Origin of the sequence: Enterobacter cloacae complex sp. SYL003 (assembly GCF_049236925.1) — a bacterium.
Taxonomy (GTDB): domain Bacteria; phylum Pseudomonadota; class Gammaproteobacteria; order Enterobacterales; family Enterobacteriaceae; genus Enterobacter; species Enterobacter intestinihominis.
Genome location: NZ_JBMKJK010000008.1, coordinates 84,383 through 103,544, shown reverse-complemented (window position 1 = coordinate 103,544; position 19,162 = coordinate 84,383). Strand labels below are relative to the sequence as shown.

Annotated in this window: 25 protein-coding genes; 12 read left to right on the top strand and 13 right to left on the bottom strand. The window is 54.2% G+C overall.

Going from position 1 to position 19,162, the window contains the following annotated elements; translation table 11 throughout:
• Positions 1–27: 27 nt before the first annotated feature.
• Positions 28–654 carry a 23S rRNA (uridine(2552)-2'-O)-methyltransferase RlmE gene (gene rlmE / locus ACOT1A_RS12275; protein WP_003861812.1) on the bottom strand — a complete coding sequence of 209 codons (627 nt, stop codon included), beginning with the start codon at positions 652–654 and terminating at the stop codon, positions 28–30.
• Positions 655–781: 127 nt separating this feature from the next.
• Here rlmE and yhbY point away from each other — a divergent pair, with 127 nt between their 5' ends.
• Positions 782–1,075, top strand: a complete 294-nt coding sequence (gene yhbY, locus ACOT1A_RS12270; RefSeq protein WP_003861814.1) for a ribosome assembly RNA-binding protein YhbY — start codon at positions 782–784, stop codon at positions 1,073–1,075.
• Between the two features lie 151 nt (positions 1,076–1,226).
• Here the strand turns inward: yhbY and greA are convergent, their stop codons facing one another.
• On the bottom strand, positions 1,227–1,703 hold the full coding sequence (gene greA / locus ACOT1A_RS12265) for a transcription elongation factor GreA (protein WP_023298719.1): 477 nt from the start codon (positions 1,701–1,703) through the stop codon (positions 1,227–1,229).
• A gap of 228 nt (positions 1,704–1,931) precedes the next feature.
• On the opposite strand from greA, the gene dacB reads away from it, so the two are divergent.
• The 3 genes from dacB to pmrB are packed head-to-tail and all read left to right on the top strand — an operon-like array spanning position 1,932 to position 5,070.
• Complete coding sequence (dacB, locus tag ACOT1A_RS12260; RefSeq protein ID WP_003861817.1) at positions 1,932–3,365, top strand: serine-type D-Ala-D-Ala carboxypeptidase; 1,434 nt, start codon at positions 1,932–1,934, stop codon at positions 3,363–3,365.
• Positions 3,366–3,367: 2 nt separating this feature from the next.
• The gene (gene pmrA, locus ACOT1A_RS12255; protein ID WP_003861819.1) at positions 3,368–4,030 is read left to right on the top strand and encodes a two-component system response regulator PmrA; all 663 of its coding nucleotides are present in this window, start codon (positions 3,368–3,370) and stop codon (positions 4,028–4,030) included.
• The gene (gene pmrB, locus ACOT1A_RS12250; RefSeq protein ID WP_276170023.1) at positions 4,027–5,070 is read left to right on the top strand and encodes a two-component system sensor histidine kinase PmrB; all 1,044 of its coding nucleotides are present in this window, start codon (positions 4,027–4,029) and stop codon (positions 5,068–5,070) included. The genes pmrA and pmrB overlap by 4 nt, the downstream gene beginning before the upstream one ends.
• Positions 5,071–5,103: 33 nt before the next feature.
• On the opposite strand, the gene cgtA is transcribed toward pmrB, so the two are convergent.
• From cgtA to rplU, 4 genes are all read right to left on the bottom strand, one after another.
• Entirely contained in the window at positions 5,104–6,279 is a 1,176-nt protein-coding gene (gene cgtA / locus ACOT1A_RS12245; RefSeq protein WP_003861823.1) for an Obg family GTPase CgtA, read from the bottom strand.
• 15 nt (positions 6,280–6,294) lie between these two features.
• Positions 6,295–7,260, bottom strand: coding sequence for a DMT family transporter (locus ACOT1A_RS12240; protein WP_003861826.1), 966 nt, complete (start codon positions 7,258–7,260; stop codon positions 6,295–6,297).
• A 95-nt stretch (positions 7,261–7,355) separates the two neighbouring features.
• Positions 7,356–7,613: a 50S ribosomal protein L27 gene (gene rpmA / locus ACOT1A_RS12235; protein ID WP_003861831.1), complete on the bottom strand. Its 258-nt coding sequence runs from the start codon at positions 7,611–7,613 to the stop codon at positions 7,356–7,358.
• 19 nt (positions 7,614–7,632) lie between these two features.
• Entirely contained in the window at positions 7,633–7,944 is a 312-nt protein-coding gene (gene rplU, locus ACOT1A_RS12230; protein ID WP_003025032.1) for a 50S ribosomal protein L21, read from the bottom strand.
• A gap of 257 nt (positions 7,945–8,201) precedes the next feature.
• Here rplU and ispB point away from each other — a divergent pair, with 257 nt between their 5' ends.
• Positions 8,202–9,173 (top strand): octaprenyl diphosphate synthase, encoded by a 972-nt coding sequence (gene ispB / locus ACOT1A_RS12225; RefSeq protein WP_006812126.1) that lies wholly within the window; start codon positions 8,202–8,204, stop codon positions 9,171–9,173.
• A gap of 229 nt (positions 9,174–9,402) precedes the next feature.
• Entirely contained in the window at positions 9,403–9,690 is a 288-nt protein-coding gene (gene sfsB / locus ACOT1A_RS12220) for a DNA-binding transcriptional regulator SfsB (RefSeq protein ID WP_022649524.1), read from the top strand.
• 63 nt (positions 9,691–9,753) lie between these two features.
• Here the strand turns inward: sfsB and murA are convergent, their stop codons facing one another.
• The 7 genes from murA to mlaF all read right to left on the bottom strand — a co-directional run bounded on the left by murA (position 9,754) and on the right by mlaF (position 14,547).
• Positions 9,754–11,013, bottom strand: coding sequence for a UDP-N-acetylglucosamine 1-carboxyvinyltransferase (murA, locus tag ACOT1A_RS12215; protein ID WP_006812128.1), 1,260 nt, complete (start codon positions 11,011–11,013; stop codon positions 9,754–9,756).
• 50 nt (positions 11,014–11,063) lie between these two features.
• On the bottom strand, positions 11,064–11,318 hold the full coding sequence (gene ibaG, locus ACOT1A_RS12210; RefSeq protein WP_003861840.1) for a BolA family iron metabolism protein IbaG: 255 nt from the start codon (positions 11,316–11,318) through the stop codon (positions 11,064–11,066).
• Positions 11,319–11,444: 126 nt separating this feature from the next.
• Positions 11,445–11,738 carry a lipid asymmetry maintenance protein MlaB gene (gene mlaB, locus ACOT1A_RS12205; RefSeq protein WP_022649525.1) on the bottom strand — a complete coding sequence of 98 codons (294 nt, stop codon included), beginning with the start codon at positions 11,736–11,738 and terminating at the stop codon, positions 11,445–11,447.
• Positions 11,738–12,373 (bottom strand): phospholipid-binding protein MlaC, encoded by a 636-nt coding sequence (gene mlaC, locus ACOT1A_RS12200; protein ID WP_023307064.1) that lies wholly within the window; start codon positions 12,371–12,373, stop codon positions 11,738–11,740. The genes mlaB and mlaC overlap by 1 nt, the downstream gene beginning before the upstream one ends.
• An 18-nt stretch (positions 12,374–12,391) precedes the next feature.
• Positions 12,392–12,940, bottom strand: coding sequence for an outer membrane lipid asymmetry maintenance protein MlaD (gene mlaD / locus ACOT1A_RS12195; RefSeq protein ID WP_022649526.1), 549 nt, complete (start codon positions 12,938–12,940; stop codon positions 12,392–12,394).
• 4 nt (positions 12,941–12,944) lie between these two features.
• On the bottom strand, positions 12,945–13,727 hold the full coding sequence (mlaE, locus tag ACOT1A_RS12190) for a lipid asymmetry maintenance ABC transporter permease subunit MlaE (RefSeq protein ID WP_003861848.1): 783 nt from the start codon (positions 13,725–13,727) through the stop codon (positions 12,945–12,947).
• A 7-nt stretch (positions 13,728–13,734) separates the two neighbouring features.
• Positions 13,735–14,547, bottom strand: coding sequence for a phospholipid ABC transporter ATP-binding protein MlaF (gene mlaF, locus ACOT1A_RS12185; protein WP_022649527.1), 813 nt, complete (start codon positions 14,545–14,547; stop codon positions 13,735–13,737).
• 227 nt (positions 14,548–14,774) lie between these two features.
• On the opposite strand from mlaF, the gene ACOT1A_RS12180 reads away from it, so the two are divergent.
• From ACOT1A_RS12180 to lptB, 6 genes are read left to right on the top strand one after another with little or no spacing between them, the layout of a single operon-like run.
• Entirely contained in the window at positions 14,775–15,752 is a 978-nt protein-coding gene (locus ACOT1A_RS12180) for a calcium/sodium antiporter (protein ID WP_421625518.1), read from the top strand.
• A gap of 13 nt (positions 15,753–15,765) precedes the next feature.
• Entirely contained in the window at positions 15,766–16,752 is a 987-nt protein-coding gene (gene kdsD, locus ACOT1A_RS12175; RefSeq protein WP_003861853.1) for an arabinose-5-phosphate isomerase KdsD, read from the top strand.
• A 14-nt stretch (positions 16,753–16,766) separates the two neighbouring features.
• The gene (gene kdsC / locus ACOT1A_RS12170; protein WP_017382729.1) at positions 16,767–17,333 is read left to right on the top strand and encodes a 3-deoxy-manno-octulosonate-8-phosphatase KdsC; all 567 of its coding nucleotides are present in this window, start codon (positions 16,767–16,769) and stop codon (positions 17,331–17,333) included.
• Positions 17,330–17,905 carry an LPS export ABC transporter periplasmic protein LptC gene (lptC, locus tag ACOT1A_RS12165; RefSeq protein ID WP_022649529.1) on the top strand — a complete coding sequence of 192 codons (576 nt, stop codon included), beginning with the start codon at positions 17,330–17,332 and terminating at the stop codon, positions 17,903–17,905. The genes kdsC and lptC overlap by 4 nt, the downstream gene beginning before the upstream one ends.
• On the top strand, positions 17,874–18,428 hold the full coding sequence (gene lptA, locus ACOT1A_RS12160) for a lipopolysaccharide ABC transporter substrate-binding protein LptA (protein ID WP_006812136.1): 555 nt from the start codon (positions 17,874–17,876) through the stop codon (positions 18,426–18,428). Before lptC ends, lptA begins: the two co-directional genes overlap by 32 nt.
• Positions 18,429–18,434: 6 nt before the next feature.
• Positions 18,435–19,160: an LPS export ABC transporter ATP-binding protein gene (gene lptB, locus ACOT1A_RS12155; RefSeq protein ID WP_003861862.1), complete on the top strand. Its 726-nt coding sequence runs from the start codon at positions 18,435–18,437 to the stop codon at positions 19,158–19,160.
• The last annotated feature ends 2 nt before the right edge of the window (positions 19,161–19,162 follow it).

The window sequence follows — 19,162 nt, the reverse complement described above, 5'->3', positions numbered from 1 at the left end:
AAACTTTCGCCTGAAATCTACCGGTTATCATTTTCGCCCGGTCGCTACAATATACACTTCACGGGAACGGGCCCGGGAAGAGTCCGGCTTACGAACTTTGACCTTCGCAAACAGGGAGCGAATTTCCTTAAGATACTCCTCGAAACCTTCGCCCTGAAACACCTTCACAACAAAACTACCACCAGGCGCTAGTACATCACGACACATTTCTAACGCTAGTTCCACCAGATACATGGCGCGGGGGATATCCACCGCCGGTGTTCCACACATATTTGGTGCCATATCCGACATGACAACCTGGACCTTACTGTCACCTACACGATCAAGTAATGCTTTAAGCACTAATTCATCACGAAAGTCGCCCTGAAGGAAGTCGACACCGACGATGGGATCCATTGGTAAAAGATCGCATGCGATGATACGGCCCGTTCCGCCGATCTGCGTAACCGCATACTGAGACCATCCGCCAGGTGCCGCACCGAGGTCGACCACCGTCATTCCCGGTTTAAAAAGTTTGTCACTTTGCTGTATTTCATCAAGTTTAAACCAGGCGCGGGAACGTAACCCCTTTTTCTGCGCCTGTTGAACATATTTATCGCTAAAGTGTTCCTGAAGCCAGCGGCTGGAGCTGGCAGAACGCTTTTTACCTGTCATTTAACATTTCCGTCCTGGTTCATCGTTACTTGCCTGTGACGTAAATTTCTACGCAGCTATTTGGCGATATTAGGGAGATGGCGGTAGAATGAACCGTTTTCAATCCCAACGTAAGCAAAAATATACGATGAATCTGAGTACTAAACAAAAACAGCACCTTAAAGGTCTGGCACATCCGCTCAAGCCTGTAGTGATGCTTGGCAACAATGGTTTGACCGAAGGGGTGCTTGCCGAGATTGAACAAGCGCTGGAACACCACGAGCTGATCAAGGTGAAAATCGCCTCTGAAGACAGAGACACTAAAAACCTGATCGTGGAAGCCATCGTGCGCGAAACCGGCGCCTGTAATGTACAGGTCATCGGTAAAACGCTGGTGCTCTATCGCCCATCTAAAGAGCGCAAAATCTCGCTGCCACGTTAAGGATATCCTGAATCAAACACATTTTCTGTGTGAAACGAGGGATTTCTTTCAGCAGGCGAGCAAAATGCCATGCTCCTTGAGTTGATAAAAGGCCGCTATGCGGCCTTTTTCTTTTCTTTACAATGTATCAACATCTTAGAAGAGAAGCGAATTACAGGTATTCAACCTTAATAATTTCGTATTCCACTTCGCCACCCGGGGTGCGGATAATCACAACATCATCCTGCTCTTTGCCAATCAGGCCGCGAGCAATCGGGGAGTTCACCGAAATCAGGTTCTGTTTGAAGTCCGCTTCATCATCACCCACGATGCGATAGGTTTGCTCTTCGTCGTTGTCCAGATTCAGGACGGTGACGGTAGAGCCGAAGATCACGCGACCGTTGTTTGGCATTTTAGTGATATCGATAACCTGCGCGTTGGACAGTTTCGCTTCGATATCTTTGATGCGCCCCTCGCAGAAACCCTGCTGCTCACGCGCCGCGTGGTATTCAGCATTCTCTTTCAGGTCGCCATGCTCACGCGCATCCGCGATAGCGGCGATGATTTCAGGGCGACGTACGGATTTCAGAAAATCCAGCTCTTCGCGCAGTTTTTCGGCACCACGTAAGGTCATCGGAATAGCTTGCATTTGTTATACCTCTTAAACATTCCTGTTGGGAGCAGTGTTCCCTGCTCCAGCCCACCTGAACAGGCCAGAAGCAAAAAGAAAACCGACCCGGGAGCAACGCCCCAGGTCAGCAGCAATTTTTCAATTTGATACGCATTTTACCGCGAAGTTCACTATGGGTCATCGTTTACTTTACAGTGCCATGCACCGTAGTATGACGGTTTGTTTTCGGGTTGTTAGCGCGAGATTATGCGATTTTCCAGTTTTATCATCGGATTGACTACCAGTATAACGTTCACCGTTCAGGCCGCGAATGTTGATGAGTACATTAATCAACTGCCCGCCGGCGCGAACCTTGCCCTGATGGTGCAGAAGGTTGGCGCGCAGGCTCCCGAGATTGACTATCACAGTCAACAGATGGCGCTGCCTGCCAGTACCCAGAAGGTGATCACTGCCCTCGCCGCCCTGCTCCAGCTCGGGCCTGACTTCCGTTTTACTACCACCCTTGAAACCAGAGGTAACGTTGAGGGTGGCGAACTGAAAGGCGATCTTATCGCCCGTTTTGGTGGCGATCCCACCTTTAAGCGCCAGGATGTCCGCAACATGGTGGCGGTACTGAAAAAATCCGGCGTAACAAAAATTGATGGCAACGTGCTGATCGACACCTCCATTTTCGCCAGCCACGATAAAGCGCCTGGCTGGCCATGGAACGACATGACGCAGTGCTTTAGCGCCCCGCCAGCCGCCGCCATCGTTGACCGTAACTGCTTCTCCGTATCGCTTTACAGCGCGCCAAAACCCAATGACTTAGCGTTTATCCGCGTGGCGTCTTACTACCCGGTCACGATGTTCAGCCAGGTGCGGACGCTGGCGAAAGGCTCCCCGGAGGCACAGTATTGTGAGCTCGACGTGGTACCGGGCGATCTCAACCGCTATACGCTCACCGGCTGCCTGACCCAGCGGGCCGATCCCCTCCCGCTGGCCTTTGCCATTCAGGATGGCGCAGGCTATGCCGGTGCCATTTTTAAAGATGAACTGAAGCAGGCGGGCATAACCTACACCGGAACGCTGCTGCGCCAGACGCAGGTGAATGAACCAGGCACGGTGATTGCCAGCAAACAGTCCGCGCCACTGCATGATTTGCTTAAGATTATGCTGAAAAAGTCGGATAACATGATTGCCGACACGGTGTTCCGTATGATCGGGCACGCGCGCTTTGGTGTGCCAGGAACCTGGCGGGCCGGTTCTGATGCCGTACGTCAAATCCTGCGCCAGCAGGCGGGTATCGATCTGGGCAATACGATCGCTGTCGACGGTTCCGGTTTATCGCGCCATAACCTGATCTCACCGGCCACCATGATGCAGGTGTTGCAGTACATCGCTCAGCATGACGCTGAGCTAAACTTTATTACAATGCTGCCGCTCGCCGGACACGATGGGTCACTTCAGTACCGTGCGGGCCTTCACGCTGCAGGCGTGGATGGCAAAGTGTCAGCCAAAACGGGTTCCCTGCAGGGCGTTTACAACCTTGCCGGTTTTATCACGACAGCCAGCGGGCAACGCATGGCCTTTGTGCAGTATCTGTCCGGCTATGCCGTCGAACCGGCTGACCAGCGCAATCGTCGTATTCCACTGGTGCGTTTCGAAAGCAGGCTCTATAAGGACATCTACCAGAATAACTAGCGATGAAACTACTGATAGTTGAAGACGATCTGTTATTACAGGAAGGGTTAGCGCTGGCACTGGGGAATGAGGGCTACGCCCTGGATTGTGCCGCCACGGCGGCTGAAGCAGATGCCTTGATCCAGAGCGGAGAATACAGCCTTGTGATTCTGGATTTGGGACTGCCGGATAAAGACGGCGCGACGCTGCTCTGCCAGTGGCGTCGTCGCGGAGTGGAGAATCCCGTATTGATTCTTACCGCCCGCGATGCCATTGAAGACAGAATTAACGGGCTGGATTCTGGCGCTGACGATTATCTGGTAAAACCCTTCGCCCTTGCCGAGCTACAGGCTCGCGTACGGGCGTTAATCCGCCGCTATCAGGGCCACAGCGACAACCTGCTGACGGACGGGGATATCACCCTCAATCTGCAAACTCAGCAGGTGCTGCGCCAGTCTCAGCCTGTGGAAGTGACCCCAAAAGAGTTCGCTCTGCTGACGCGTCTGATCATGCGCAGCGGGCAGACCGTGCACCGTGAAACGCTGCAACAGGACATCTACTCCTGGCAGGACGATCCAGGATCAAACACGCTTGAAGTCCACATTCATAATCTGCGCCGCAAGCTCGGTAAAGATCGCATCAAAACCGTACGTGGCGTGGGTTACCGTCTGGAGAGCCAGAAATGAACAGTATGCGCCGGCGATTAATGGTGTTGCTGGCGGTTATACTGCTATTTTTTCAACTGGTTAGCGTAGTCTGGCTGTGGCATGAGAGCCGCGAGCAAATCGGTTTTCTGGTGAATGAAACGTTGTCTGCGAAAGCGCGCAACAACCATGTCGAAAAAGAGATCCGCGAAGCCATTGCCTCCCTGCTGGTCCCTTCTCTGGTGATGGTCGGTTTTACCCTGTTCTTCTCATTCTGGGCCGTCACCTGGATCACCCGACCACTCAACAAACTTCGCGCCAGCCTTGCGAACCGTTCGGCGGATAATCTGACTCCCCTGCCGATGTATTCTGATATGGAAGAGATAGGCGCTGTGACCACATCGCTCAATCAACTTCTCGCCCGGCTGGACCACACTATTCAACAGGAACGCCTGTTTACCGCCGATGCGGCACACGAGTTACGTACGCCGCTTGCGGGGATCAGGCTCCATCTGGAACTGATGGCTCAGTCCGGCTCCCCGCAGGCCACGCCACTGATAAACCGGATCGATCAGTTGATGCACACGGTGGAACAGCTGCTGATGCTGGCGCGTGCCGGACAGGCGATGGCCAGCGGCCATTACGATACCGTGAACTGGACTGAGACGATCATTGCACCGCTCAGCCTGGAGCATGAAGCCAGAGAGCATACGGTGATATGGCCTGCTCACAGCCCGCTGACGGTACAGGGCGACGCCGTCCTGTTACGTCTGATGCTAAGGAACCTTCTGGAGAATGCCGCCCGCTACAGCCCGGCAGGCACAACCATTGAAGTGGCATTAACAGCGACGGAAAGCGGTACCCAGGTGAGCGTTACCGATCAGGGGCCGGGTATTGATGAGGCACACCGCCAGTCGATCACCGAACCTTTCCGACGTCTCGACCAGCGCTACGGCGGCAGCGGCCTTGGGCTGAGCATCGTACAGCGTATCGTACAGCTCCATCATGGCAATTTAACGCTGGAGAACGGCGCTGCGGGCGGCCTCATCGCCAGCTGTTGGTTACCGGCGAAAATAGGATAAAAAAAAGCCCCGTTAAGGGGCTTTATACTGAGGTTAGTGCTTGTAGATGAACTCGACGCCTTCTTCGTCGTCTTCATCCCAGTCATCGTCCCAGTCTTCATCATCTTCTTCCGCTTCCAGCTCTTCGAGCTGCTGGCGGTGGTAGTCATCCCACATGAATTCAACTTTTTCAGGCTGTTTTGCCTCTTCTGCCTGAACAACCGGATTCTCGATGATAAAGGTCATCACATCCCAGCAGAGATCTTTCACGCCAACCTGGCTGGCGGCAGAGATCAGGTAGTACTTATCTTCCCAACCCATCGCTTCGGCAATCGCTTTCGCTTTCGCTTCAGCTTCCGCTTTATCCATCAGGTCGATCTTGTTAAATACCAGCCAGCGCGGTTTTTGCGCCAGTTTTTCACTGTATTTCTCCAGCTCACCGATAATGATACGGGCGTTTTCAACCGGATCGGAACCGTCGATTGGATCGATGTCGATGAGGTGCAACAGTACGCGACAACGCTCAAGGTGCTTCAGGAAGCGAATCCCCAGACCGGCGCCTTCTGCTGCCCCTTCAATCAGACCCGGGATGTCAGCGACCACGAAGCTCTTCTCGTTATCCATACGGACAACGCCCAGGCTCGGTACCAGCGTCGTAAACGGATAATCCGCCACTTTTGGTTTCGCCGCAGAGACCGCACGGATAAACGTCGATTTACCGGCGTTTGGCATACCCAGCATCCCCACATCCGCCAGCAGCATCAGTTCCAGTTGCAGGTCGCGCTTATCACCCGGGGTACCCATGGTTTTCTGACGCGGGGTACGGTTAACGGAAGATTTGAAACGGCTGTTACCCAGACCGTGCCAGCCGCCTTTCGCCACCATCAGGCGCTGACCGTGTTTGGTCATATCACCCATGGTTTCGCCCGTGCCCTGATCGATGACACGCGTACCTACCGGCACTTTGATCGTCACGTCTTTACCGCGTTTACCGGTACAGTCGCGGCTCTGGCCATTCTGCCCACGTTCGGCGCGGAAAGATTTTTCGAAACGGTAGTCGATCAGCGTGTTGAGGTTTTCATCCGCCTCCAGCCACACGTCGCCACCGTCCCCACCGTCACCGCCGTCAGGACCGCCACGAGGAATATATTTTTCACGGCGGAAGCTTACACAACCGTTACCGCCATCACCTGCCACGACCAGAATCGTCGCTTCATCAACAAACTTCATTTTACTCTCCGTAACTCATTCGCCTGAGCGGGGGACTATTACAACCGCTTCATTTTTGCGCCAACGCCCCCAGAGACGATGACCAATGGCGGAATACATCGCGCCCGCAACCACGACAAACGCACCGAGATAACCCAACAGGTTGAGCATCGGCTTGACGAAGACATCGGGCCAGGCCATTGATAACAAATCTGAAAATAACAGCGTAAACAGCGGGGTAAGCGTGATTAAGGCGCTCACCTGTGCTGCCTGCCAGCGCGCCATGGCTTCAGCCAGCGCGCCATAACCGACCAGCGTGTTCAGCCCACAAAAAATGAGGCACGCCAGTTGCCAGTCGCTGAGCTGGGTAATCACCCCCGGCTTAGCTAACGGCAATAATGCCAGTGTACACAAAGTGTACAGCAAAAAGAGGATCTGCTGTGAGGCAAGTCGACGCAATAACACCTTTTGCGCGACGCCATAACTCACCCAGACCGTTGCTGCACCCACCCCAAAAATGACACCCCAGGTGTAATCCGTCAGGCGGGTAAAAATCTCGATCAGACTGGTATTAAAGAACATCACCAGACCGCAAAGCAACATGCTTGCCCCGATGATCTGCGTACCGCGCATCTTCTCCTTGAGGATGAATACGCTGGCGACCATCATGCCGACCGGTGATAGCTGACCAATCACCTGCGACGCTGTAGGGCTAAGATATTGCAGGGAAGAGCTGAACAGAATGAAGTTACCGAACAGACCGCCCGTCGCGATAGCCAGTAACACCAGCCAGCGCGGTTTTCGGAAGATGCGCAGCGGTGGCAGCTTACCTTTGACGGCCAGAATGGCGCCCAGGCCTATACTTGCCATCAGGAAGCGATAAAACACCACCGTGGGCGGTTCCATCACTTCCAGTACCTGCTTCATTGCAATTGGCAGTGCACCCCAGCACATTGCGGTAGTGAGCGCCAAAAGAATACCAATGCCGGCCTGCTGCTTCATGCCCGTTTTCCCTACAGAAAATTTTCCGGGTTTCCAATGTAAAAAGCCCCGCAACACGTTGCGGGGCTTTAATCCGTTACCGGACCGAGAAAACCTTACTCAGCAACGATGCTGATGTATTTACGGTTGTTCGGGCCTTTAACTTCAAATTTCACTTTACCGTCTGCTTTAGCAAACAGAGTGTGGTCACGACCGCAACCTACGTTGGTACCCGCGTGGAACTTGGTGCCACGCTGACGAACGATGATGCTACCCGCCAGAACGGATTCGCCACCGAAACGCTTAACGCCCAGGCGTTTAGCTTCTGAATCGCGACCGTTACGTGTGGAGCCGCCAGCCTTTTTATGTGCCATTTAAATCTCTCCTCAGGTCTTAGGCGCTGATGCCAGTAATTTTCACATCAGTGAACCACTGACGGTGGCCCTGCTGCTTACGATAGTGTTTACGACGACGAAACTTAACGATTTTAACTTTCTCGCCACGACCGTGAGCAACAACTTCAGCTTTGATAACGCCGCCATCAACGAAAGGAACGCCGATTTTGACTTCTTCACCGTTTGCGATCATCAGAACTTCAGCGAACTCAACAGATTCGCCAGTTGCGATGTCCAGCTTTTCCAGGCGAACGGTCTGACCTTCGCTTACTCGGTGTTGTTTACCACCACTTTGGAAAACCGCGTACATATAAACTCCGCTTCCGCGCACATCCTCGTATGATTCAGAGTGCGCTATAAATATTCACAATAGGGCGCGAATATTACGCAAAACGCGAGCCTTTGACAAGTGCTACCATCAATACATGAAGAAAAAAAACACAACACGTACGGTAACGTTTATCTGAGCCATTTTTTCAGTACAATCAGCAATACTATTTATAAACCGAAACCCTTTGTGTACCCATCTCGTGTGGGATAAACAGGATAAAAAGCCCGGCTTTTGCGATGAATTTAGAAAAAATCAATGAGTTAACCGCGCAAGATATGGCGGGTGTGAATGCAGCAATCCTGGAGCAACTCAACTCTGACGTTCAGCTGATCAATCAGTTGGGCTATTACATCGTCAGCGGCGGCGGTAAACGTATTCGTCCGATGATTGCCATTCTGGCCGCACGCGCGGTTGGCTATCAGGGAAATGCCCACGTCACGATCGCGGCGCTGATCGAATTTATCCACACCGCCACCCTGCTTCATGACGATGTTGTGGATGAATCAGACATGCGTCGTGGCAAAGCCACCGCCAATGCCGCGTTTGGTAATGCGGCAAGCGTTCTGGTAGGGGATTTTATCTATACCCGAGCCTTCCAGATGATGACCAGCCTTGGCTCGCTGAAGGTGCTGGAAGTGATGTCAGAAGCCGTAAACGTTATCGCTGAAGGCGAAGTCCTACAGTTGATGAACGTCAACGACCCGGATATCACCGAAGAAAACTATATGCGGGTGATTTACAGCAAGACCGCACGTCTGTTTGAAGCCGCTGCGCAGTGCTCCGGCATTCTGGCAGGCTGTAGCGAAGCTCAGGAAAAAGGGCTTCAGGACTATGGCCGTTACCTCGGCACCGCGTTCCAGCTGATTGATGATTTGCTGGACTACAGCGCGGATGGCGAAACGCTCGGTAAAAACGTTGGCGATGACCTGAACGAAGGCAAGCCAACGCTGCCGCTGCTCCACGCGATGCGCAATGGCACACCAGAGCAGGCGAAAATGATCCGGGAGGCTATCGAGCAGGGAAATGGTCGCCACCTTCTGGAACCGGTACTGGAAACAATGGCCATCTGTGGTTCCCTTGAATGGACGCGTCAGCGTGCTGAAGAAGAAGCAGACAAAGCCATCGCCGCAATTCAGGTCATTCCCGACAGCCCATGGCGTGATGCGCTAATCGGCCTCGCGCACATCGCCGTCCAGCGCGACCGTTAATCCCCTCCTCATCTCCCTGCGATCTCGTAGGGAGGTTCCAGTACGCACCAATAAATTACATTTACGCGTAAGCTCATCAGGTTACAGGCCGTATGTATAAAGCCGTGCCTTATTCTGAATATTGCTTCTCGTAACATGAACTTTTTAGAACAGATGTTCGAAGTGAGTATAGTAATGCTGTCTTTTCACACGAAACGACGTGGACGATAACGAACACAAGGACAGCATTATGGATACAAAATTCATCGACTGGCATTCTGCTGACATTATTGCGGCACTGCGTAAAAAAGGGACATCGCTGGCTGCCGAATCACGTCGTCATGGGCTGAGCTCGTCGACGCTGGCAAACGCCCTGACCCGCCCATGGCCGAAGGGGGAACTGATTATTGCGACGGCGCTGGATACGCATCCGTGGGTGATATGGCCGTCACGCTATCACGATCCCATTACTCATGAATTTATCGACAGAACGCGCATGATGCGCCAGAGCAAAGCGAAGAAAGCACATCAGGACTGATGCACCCGGATTTACAGGAACAGCAATCCCCCGGCCTGTTCTGGCAGGGGGGTGCCGGAACGATTACTCGCCCTTCACACGCTCGATATTCGCACCCAGCGCGCGCAGTTTGTCTTCAATACGCTCGTAACCACGATCGATGTGGTAGATACGATCGACAACGGTAGTCCCTTCTGCAATACAACCTGCCAGTACGAGGCTCGCAGACGCGCGCAGATCGGTCGCCATCACCTGCGCACCGGACAGTTTTTCAACGCCGTGGCAAATGACCGTGTTGCTTTCAATCTCAGCATGCGCACCCATACGGATCAGTTCCGGTACGTGCATGAAACGGTTTTCGAAGATAGTTTCCGTGATGAAGCCTGTGCCTTCGGCCACCAGGTTCAACAGGGTGAACTGTGCCTGCATATCCGTCGGGAATGCCGGATGTGGCGCAGTGCGCACGTTAACGGCTTTAGGACGCTGCCCGTGCATATCGAGGCTGATCCAGTCTTCACCAATTTCAATGTCCGCACCCGCATCGCGCAGTTTCGCCAGCACCGCATCCAGGGTATCCGGTTGTGCGTTACGACAAACAATCTTACCGCCAGAAATGGCAGCCGCTACCAGGAAAGTACCGGTTTCGATACGGTCTGGCAGTACGCGGTACACACCACCACCCAGACGTTCAACGCCTTCGATGGTGATACGGTCTGTGCCCTGCCCGCTGATCTTCGCCCCCAGCGCGACCAGGAAGTTCGCGGTATCCACGATTTCCGGCTCTCGGGCGGCGTTTTCGATGATGGTAGTGCCTTCTGCCAGCGTAGCAGCCGACATGATGGTTACCGTTGCGCCCACGCTCACTTTGTCCATGACAATGTGCGCGCCTTTCAGGCGACCATTGACGGACGCTTTAACGTACCCCTCTTCCAGCTTGATCTCCGCGCCCAGCTTTTCCAGACCGAAGATATGCAGGTCGACTGGACGGGCGCCGATAGCGCATCCGCCCGGCAGTGAAACCTGTCCCTGACCGAAACGCGCCACCAGCGGGCCAAGCGCCCAGATGGAAGCACGCATGGTTTTCACCAGCTCATAAGGCGCTGAGAAGTTGTTCACGTTGCTGGCATCGATCCAGACGGAACCGTTACGCTCCACTTTGGTGCCCAACTGGCCGAGCAACTTCATGGTCGTGTCGATATCTTTCAGCTTCGGTACGTTCTGGATCTCTACCGGCTCTTCTGCGAGCAGCGCAGCGAAAAGAATGGGCAGCGCGGCGTTTTTAGCGCCAGAAATTGTGACTTCGCCCTGGAGACGCGTGGGTCCCTGTACACGAAATTTATCCATCGTTTGCTCTCTTATAAATTCAACCGTGCTGCGGGCGCTTCGCCCTCAGCTCAAAAACCGTTTAGTTTGCGATCGCGTGCCCACTCCTGTGGGGTGAACGCTTTAATCGACAGGGCGTGGATGCGGTTATCCGCAATGTATTCCATCAGCGGCGCGTACACAGCCTGCTGTTTCTTCACGCGACTCATTCCGTCGAACATCTCACCCACAGCAATAACCTGGAAGTGACTGCCATCGCCAGAGACGTGGGCTTCCTGAAGGGAGAGTGCATTCATCAGCACTGTCTGGATTTCATTATTTTCCATGGGGTCTACATCATCTGATAGTGAAAACAAGCTCAACATCTTAGAGCAAAGTGGCGCGGTCTTAAACAAGCAAAAAGCCCCGACGCGTAAACTGTCGGGGCTTTCGGAAGTAACGTACTGAAAAAGTTAGCGAGGTAATACGTCTTCAGGCAAATTGTAAAGCTGTGCAAGGGTTACGACATTATCGCTTACCCCCGTCAGGGTGACGCTACTCCCCTGCTTTTTGCCCGTGGCCACCAGGTGCGCCAGCAGGGCGATACCGGCGGTATCTACCCGCGTGACGCCATGGAGATCAATCAACGTCACGCCCTGCATCGCGTTATGGCGAGCGTCCCACAGCGGGTTAAGCAGATCCTGATCCAGCTCTCCCGTCAGCGTCAACGTCTCGCCGTCACGCGCCCAGCTAAGCTGCTGTGACATTACTTCTTCTCGTCCAGGGTAATTTTCTGACGAGAGATGGACTGAAGCTGAGCCGTCAGGCCATCGATGCCTTTGGTGCGCAGCAGATCGCTCCACTCGTTCTGTTTAGTGGTGATCATGCTGACGCCTTCAGCGATCATGTCGTACGCCTGCCAGTTTCCGGTCTGGCTGTTTTTACGCCACTGGAAGTCCAGGCGTACCGGTGGACGACCGTTTGGATCGATAATCGTCACGCGGATAGGAATGATGGTGGCATCGCCCAGCGGCTGTTCAGGGGCAATCTGATAGGTCTGCCCGTGGTACATCGCCAGCGCCTGGCCGTAAGCCTGTTTCAGGTATTCACGGAACGCCGCAAAGTAAGCCTCGCGCTGCGCCGGGGTCGCGTCTTTGTAGTAACGGCCCAGCACCAGTGCACCCGCGTACTTGATCTGCACATACGGCAGCAGTTCCTGATCCACCACATCACGCAGATAATCAGGGTTAGCGCGGATTTTTGGCTGTTCGTTTTTAAGACGGTCGAAGGTTTTCTTCGCGGCCTCATCCATCAGTTTGTACGGGTTACTCTGATCTGCAGCGTGCGCCGCGGTTAGAGGGGCAATGACCAGCATGGCAACCATTAACAGTCGTTTAAACATGAATGACTTCTCCTGAAATTAATTCGTCGCGCCTGGCGTCGGTTCGACGTTGGTGTGGTCTTCACTCTGCGCAGGGGCATCGTCAGACTTTTTATCATCCCCTTTACTGTTGTAAAGGAACTGACCAATCATATCTTCCAGCACCATCGCTGACTTGGTATCCTGGATTACGCTACCGTCTTTAAGGATAGACGTTCCCAGCTCAGGATCTTCAAAACCAACGTTAAGGGCCAGATATTGCTCCCCCAGCAGGCCAGAGGTGCGGATAGAGAGCGAGCTGGTGTCAGGAATGTGGTTATAGCGTTCTTCGATATCCATTGCGACGCGCGGCAGATAGGTTTTCTCATCAAGCGTAATGTCAGCGACACGTCCAATAACGACGCCACCAATACGGACCGGTGAGCGCGCCTTCAGGCCGCCGATATTATCGAAAGTCGCGTAGACGCGATACGTCGGCTCGGTGCGAACAGAGGTGATGTCCGCCGCGCGCAGGCAGATAAACAGCGCGGCCAGCAGCGCCAGAAGCAAAAACACGCCAACCCAAATTTCATTTTTTCTCGTTTGCATGAACTCAATTCCCAAACATCAGTGCGGTGAGCACAAAATCCAGACCTAAAACGGCCAGCGACGAATGTACGACAGTACGCGTCGTTGCACGGCTAATGCCCGCCGACGTCGGAATGGCATCGTAACCATTAAACAACGCAATCCAGGTAACCGTCACAGCGAAAACCACGCTCTTGATCAGACAGTTCACCAGATCCATCCGCAGATCGATGGCGTCCTGCATGGCAGACCAGAAGAACCCGGCATCAATGCCTTTCCAGTTGACGCCAACCAGCGCGCCTCCCCAGATACCTACCGCCACAAAGAGGATAGTCAGTAACGGCAAGGAGATAACCCCGGCCCAGAAGCGCGGCGAGATCACCCGGCGCAGCGGATCGACCGCCATCATCTCCATACTGGAGAGCTGCTCTGTGGCGCGCATCAGGCCAATTTCAGCCGTCAGCGCTGATCCGGCACGCCCGGCGAACAGCAGCGCTGCTACAACCGGCCCGAGTTCACGCAGCAGCGAGAGCGCCACCAGCATGCCAAGGCTGGTTTCCGCGCTGTAGGTTGTCAGCACCAGATACCCCTGCAACCCTAGCACCATGCCAATAAACAGACCCGACACGATGATGATAAGCATCGACAGCACGCCGACGTTATAAAGCTGCCGCACCAGTAACGGCGCATGCTTGCGGAACTCCGGTTTGCCAACCAGCGCGTTGAACAACATTAATCCGGCACGCCCGAACGTACTGATGGTTTTTAGGCCACGGTGTCCAAGACCCGCCAACGCATTTAACAGCATGAGTGGATTAACTCCCTATTCCCAGTAAATCGTCATGATAGTCGCCCGCCGGATAGCGGAAAGGCACCGGCCCATCTGCGATACCGTCCAGGAACTGCCGCACGCGCGGATCGCCATTCTCCTGCAACGCCTGAGCGCTGCCGTGGGCGACGATCTTTTTGTCAGCCACAATATAGGCATAATCAGCAATGCTCAGCACTTCCGGCACGTCGTGGGAAACCACCACGCAGGTGACGCCAAGGGCGCTGTTCAGCTCCGAGATTAACTTCACCAGCACGCCCATGGTGATAGGGTCCTGCCCAACGAACGGTTCATCGAACATGATTAAATCGGGTTCCAGGGCAATAGCCCGCGCCAGCGCGGCGCGGCGCGCCATCCCACCCGAGAGTTCGGACGGCATAAGTTTCGCAGCCCCCCGCAACCCCACAGCTTCGAGCTTCATCATCACCGTGCTGTGCAACAGCGCAGGAGGAAGATGGGTATGCTCACGCAGCGGATAGGCCACGTTGTCAAATACGTTCATATCGGTGAACAGCGCACCCGACTGAAAGAGCATGCTCATCCGTTTGCGAACCGTGTAGAGGCGCGAGCGAGACATCTCCGGGACGTTTTCACCGTCGAAGAGAATTTCGCCGCTATCAGGGGGGATTTGCCCGCCGATAAGACGCAGCAACGTCGTTTTACCGATCCCTGACGGCCCCATGATGGCGGTGATTTTACCGCGCGGCACGGTCAGCGAAATATCATCAAATATCACCCGGTTGCCGCGAGAAAAACTGACGCCCCGGACATCGACTATATTCGCCATCGTTTGGCTCATTTATGGTTCCTTACTTACCTTGCTTCACTGCTGGCATGAAGCGTAAATCAGCCCTAAACCCCGCATTTTTACAGAATATTCACTATTGGGGTTAGCGAAAGCTGGCATTTGTTTTACTTTTCCGGCGCATAAAGTCAAAATTAGGAATTCGTCACGTCTCAGACTTCATCTGGCGCTAAAATTCGTGCGCAGTGGACCAGCGAGTATACCTGAAGAAAGGACTTTTGATGCTTTTAGCAACAGCACTGTTAATAATTGGTTTACTGTTGGTGGTCTACAGTGCTGACCGTTTGGTCTTTGCCGCATCCATTCTCTGTCGACTCATTGGCATGCCGCCCATCATTATTGGGATGACGGTGGTCAGTGTAGGCACATCGCTTCCTGAAATCATCGTTTCTGTTTCAGCCTCGTTGCATGGCCAGGTCGACCTCGCTATTGGCACTGCGATTGGCTCTAACATCGTCAATATCTTGCTGATTTTAGGCTTAGCCGCATTACTGCATCCATTTCGCGTACATTCCGATGTTTTGCGTCGTGAATTGCCGCTAATGTTAGTCGTCAGTCTGCTGGCAGGCTATGTGCTTTATGACGGGGTGCTGAGCGTCGGTGACGGTATATTCCTGCTCGCCCTGGCCGTGATCTGGTTGCTTTACAGCGTGAAGCTCGCACGTCTGGCGGAAAAACAGGGTAATGATAGCCTCACGCGTGAGCATCTCGCCGAGCTGCCACGGGAAGGGACCTTACCCGTCGCCCTGCTGTGGCTGGGCGTCGCGCTGATCATAATGCCAATGGCCACGCGGATGGTGGTCGATAACGCGACGGTGCTGGCGAACGCGTTTGCGATGAGCGAACTGACAATCGGTCTGACGGTCATCGCCATCGGCACCAGCCTGCCAGAGCTGGCTACCGCCATCGCCGGGGCACGTAAAGGGGAAGATGATATCGCCATCGGCAATATCATTGGCTCGAATATTTTCAATATCGCGATCGTGACGGGGCTGCCGGCATTAATCTCACCGGGGCCGTTTAACCCTATGGTCTTCACGCGCGATTACGGTGTGATGCTGCTGGTCAGCGTAATTTTCGCCCTGCTCTGCTGGCGGCGAAAAGAGCAGATCGGCAAAGGCGCGGGCGCGCTGCTGACGGGTGGATTTATCGTATGGCTGGCGATGCTGTACTGGCTCTCGCCACTTCTCTCTGGGTAAACGGAAACGCATTATGTCGCAAATAGAATTGCAGCCGGGTTTTGACTTTCAGAAAGCAGGCAAAGACGTTCTGGAGATTGAACGTGAAGGTCTGGCGCAGTTAGATCAGTACATTAATCAGGATTTTAGTCTGGCCTGTGAGAAGATGTTCTACTGCGCCGGTAAAGTCGTGGTGATGGGGATGGGCAAATCCGGCCATATCGGGCGCAAAATGGCGGCGACCTTTGCCAGTACCGGCACGTCGTCATTCTTCGTTCATCCCGGTGAAGCCGCGCACGGTGACCTCGGCATGGTTACGCCGCAGGACGTGGTTATTGCGCTGTCCAACTCCGGGGAATCGAATGAAATCCTGGCGTTGATCCCGGTGCTGAAGCGTCTGCACGTACCGCTGATTTGCATGACCAGCCGCCCGGAAAGCAGCATGGCGCGTGCGGCAGATATTCACCTGTGCGTGAAGGTGCCTAAAGAAGCCTGTCCGCTGGGGCTGGCGCCGACCTCCAGCACAACCGCCGCGCTGGTGATGGGCGATGCCCTTGCCGTTGCGCTGCTGGAAGCCCGCGGTTTTACGCCAGAAGATTTCGCCCTGTCTCACCCCGGCGGCGCGCTCGGGCGCAAACTGCTGCTGCGGGTCAACGATATTATGCACACCGGGGATGAGATCCCGCACGTCAGCAAAGAGGCCTCTTTGCGCGACGCGTTACTGGAGATCACCCGTAAAAACCTGGGCATGACGGTTATCTGCGACGATCTGATGAAAATTCAGGGCATTTTCACCGACGGCGACCTGCGCCGGGTATTCGATATGGGTGTGGATGTCCGAACGCTGGGCATCGCTGATGTAATGACACCCGGCGGGATCCGCGTCCGTCCGGGCACGCTGGCGGTAGATGTACTGAACCTGATGCAGTCCCGTCATATTACCTCAGTGATGGTTGCCGATGGCGACCAACTGCTGGGTGTGGTACATATGCATGATCTGCTGCGCGCTGGCGTAGTGTAATGAAGGATAAGACAATGAGTAATGCGGGTGCATCCCTTGCAACCTGTTATGGCCCGGTGAGCGCCCACATGATGGCAAAGGCGGAAAATATCCGCCTGCTGATCCTCGATGTGGATGGTGTGCTCTCCGACGGTCTGATTTATATGGGCAATAACGGCGAAGAGCTGAAAGCCTTTAACGTTCGCGACGGTTACGGTATCCGCTGTGCGCTCACGTCCGGTATTGAAGTTGCAATCATCACCGGGCGGAAAGCTAAACTGGTAGAAGATCGGTGTGAAACGCTGGGCATTACCCATCTCTATCAGGGGCAGTCTGATAAGATGGTAGCCTTCCGGGATCTGTTGGGAAAACTGGCCATTGCACCAGAGAATGTGGCATACGTCGGGGATGATTTGATCGACTGGCCAGTCATGGCGGAGGTGGGTCTGAGCATCGCCGTGGCTGACGCGCACCCGCTGCTGATCCCGCGTGCTGATTATGTTACCCATATTCACGGTGGCCGCGGCGCCGTCCGTGAAGTCTGCGATCTGCTTCTGCTGGCGCAGGGCAAGCTTGATGAGGCGAAAGGGCAATCGATATGAGTAAAACCAGACGTTGGGTTATCATTCTGCTTGCGCTTGTCGCCCTGGTACTGATTGGCGTAAACCTCGCCGACCGCGAAGATACGCAAGCGGAAGTGGTTAACACGAGCGACCCGACCTATAAAAGCGATCACAGCGACACCGTGGTCTATAGCCCGGAAGGCGCGCTGAACTATCGCCTCGTTGCTCAGCATGTAGAATATTTTTCAGATGACGGTACTTCGTGGTTTACCCAACCGGTCATGACCACCTTTGATACGGACAAAGTGCCGACGTGGTCTATCAAGTCTGACCGGGCAAAACTGACAAATGACCGTATGCTTTACCTGTATGGTCACGTTGAAGTCAACGCCCTGACTGCTGACGCGCAACTGCGAAAAATTACGACGGATAACGCCCAGATCAACCTGGTCACCCAGGATGTCACGTCGCAGGATTTAGTCACCCTGTATGGCACAACATTTAATTCCAGCGGTTTAAGAATGCGCGGGAACTTACGCAGCAAAAACGCCGAGCTGATTGAAAAGGTTAGAACCTCCTATGAAATTCAAAACAAACAAACTCAGCCTTAAAGTTGTTATCGCCAGCGCGCTGCTGGCGGCCAGTCTTCCCGCGCTTGCTGTGACTGGCGACACCGAACAGCCGATTCATATTGAATCCGATACCCAGTCTCTGGATATGCAGGGTAACGTCGTCACCTTTACCGGCAACGTGGTCATGACCCAGGGCACCATCAAAATCAACGCCGACAAAGTGGTCGTTACCCGACCGGGCGGCGAGCAGGGCAAAGAGATTATCGATGGTTATGGCAACCCGGCCACCTTCTACCAGATGCAGGACAACGGCAAGCCGGTGAAAGGCCATGCCTCGCATATGCACTATGAACTGGCGAAGGATCTGGTCATCCTGACCGGTAATGCTTACCTGGAACAGCTGGACAGCAATATCAAAGGCGACAAGATCACTTATCTGGTGAAAGAGCAGAAAATGCAGGCCTCCAGTGAAAAAGGCAAACGCGTCACGACCGTTCTTGTGCCTTCGCAATTGCAGGACAAGAACAACGGCCAGGCTCCGGCACAGAAAAAGAGTAACTAATTCGTTATGGCAACTTTAACTGCAAAAAACCTCGCGAAAGCGTATAAGGGCCGCCGCGTCGTCGAAGATGTCAGTCTGACCGTCAACTCCGGCGAAATCGTGGGTTTGCTTGGCCCTAACGGGGCGGGTAAAACCACGACCTTCTACATGGTGGTGGGCATCGTCCCGCGTGACGCCGGCAACATCATCATCGATGATGAAGATATCAGTCTGCTGCCACTGCATGCCCGCGCGCGTCGTGGCATCGGCTATCTGCCGCAGGAAGCCTCCATCTTCCGCCGCTTAAGCGTGTTCGACAACCTGATGGCCGTGCTCCAGATCCGTGACGATCTGACCAGCGAGCAGCGCACTGACCGTGCGAACGAGCTGATGGAAGAGTTTCATATCGAACATCTGCGTGACAGCCTCGGTCAGGCGCTGTCCGGTGGTGAACGCCGCCGCGTTGAGATTGCGCGCGCGCTGGCAGCAAACCCGAAATTTATCCTGCTGGATGAACCGTTTGCGGGCGTTGACCCCATCTCCGTTATCGATATCAAACGTATTATTGAGCACCTGCGCGACAGCGGGCTTGGCGTACTGATCACGGACCACAACGTTCGCGAAACGCTGGCCGTGTGTGAGCGCGCCTACATAGTGAGCCAGGGCCATCTGATTGCCCACGGTACGCCGCAGCAAATCCTCGAAGATGAGCATGTTAAGCGCGTGTACCTTGGGGAAGACTTCAGACTCTGATA

Coding starts and splice junctions, on each gene's coding strand:
- rlmE (WP_003861812.1), bottom strand. CDS start 654: ATGACAGGTAAAAAGCGTTCTGCCAGCTCCAGCCGCTGGCTTCAGGAA.
- yhbY (WP_003861814.1), top strand. CDS start 782: ATGAATCTGAGTACTAAACAAAAACAGCACCTTAAAGGTCTGGCACAT.
- greA (WP_023298719.1), bottom strand. CDS start 1,703: ATGCAAGCTATTCCGATGACCTTACGTGGTGCCGAAAAACTGCGCGAA.
- dacB (WP_003861817.1), top strand. CDS start 1,932: ATGCGATTTTCCAGTTTTATCATCGGATTGACTACCAGTATAACGTTC.
- pmrA (WP_003861819.1), top strand. CDS start 3,368: ATGAAACTACTGATAGTTGAAGACGATCTGTTATTACAGGAAGGGTTA.
- pmrB (WP_276170023.1), top strand. CDS start 4,027: ATGAACAGTATGCGCCGGCGATTAATGGTGTTGCTGGCGGTTATACTG.
- cgtA (WP_003861823.1), bottom strand. CDS start 6,279: ATGAAGTTTGTTGATGAAGCGACGATTCTGGTCGTGGCAGGTGATGGC.
- ACOT1A_RS12240 (WP_003861826.1), bottom strand. CDS start 7,260: ATGAAGCAGCAGGCCGGCATTGGTATTCTTTTGGCGCTCACTACCGCA.
- rpmA (WP_003861831.1), bottom strand. CDS start 7,613: ATGGCACATAAAAAGGCTGGCGGCTCCACACGTAACGGTCGCGATTCA.
- rplU (WP_003025032.1), bottom strand. CDS start 7,944: ATGTACGCGGTTTTCCAAAGTGGTGGTAAACAACACCGAGTAAGCGAA.
- ispB (WP_006812126.1), top strand. CDS start 8,202: ATGAATTTAGAAAAAATCAATGAGTTAACCGCGCAAGATATGGCGGGT.
- sfsB (WP_022649524.1), top strand. CDS start 9,403: ATGGATACAAAATTCATCGACTGGCATTCTGCTGACATTATTGCGGCA.
- murA (WP_006812128.1), bottom strand. CDS start 11,013: ATGGATAAATTTCGTGTACAGGGACCCACGCGTCTCCAGGGCGAAGTC.
- ibaG (WP_003861840.1), bottom strand. CDS start 11,318: ATGGAAAATAATGAAATCCAGACAGTGCTGATGAATGCACTCTCCCTT.
- mlaB (WP_022649525.1), bottom strand. CDS start 11,738: ATGTCACAGCAGCTTAGCTGGGCGCGTGACGGCGAGACGTTGACGCTG.
- mlaC (WP_023307064.1), bottom strand. CDS start 12,373: ATGTTTAAACGACTGTTAATGGTTGCCATGCTGGTCATTGCCCCTCTA.
- mlaD (WP_022649526.1), bottom strand. CDS start 12,940: ATGCAAACGAGAAAAAATGAAATTTGGGTTGGCGTGTTTTTGCTTCTG.
- mlaE (WP_003861848.1), bottom strand. CDS start 13,727: ATGCTGTTAAATGCGTTGGCGGGTCTTGGACACCGTGGCCTAAAAACC.
- mlaF (WP_022649527.1), bottom strand. CDS start 14,547: ATGAGCCAAACGATGGCGAATATAGTCGATGTCCGGGGCGTCAGTTTT.
- ACOT1A_RS12180 (WP_421625518.1), top strand. CDS start 14,775: ATGCTTTTAGCAACAGCACTGTTAATAATTGGTTTACTGTTGGTGGTC.
- kdsD (WP_003861853.1), top strand. CDS start 15,766: ATGTCGCAAATAGAATTGCAGCCGGGTTTTGACTTTCAGAAAGCAGGC.
- kdsC (WP_017382729.1), top strand. CDS start 16,767: ATGAGTAATGCGGGTGCATCCCTTGCAACCTGTTATGGCCCGGTGAGC.
- lptC (WP_022649529.1), top strand. CDS start 17,330: ATGAGTAAAACCAGACGTTGGGTTATCATTCTGCTTGCGCTTGTCGCC.
- lptA (WP_006812136.1), top strand. CDS start 17,874: ATGAAATTCAAAACAAACAAACTCAGCCTTAAAGTTGTTATCGCCAGC.
- lptB (WP_003861862.1), top strand. CDS start 18,435: ATGGCAACTTTAACTGCAAAAAACCTCGCGAAAGCGTATAAGGGCCGC.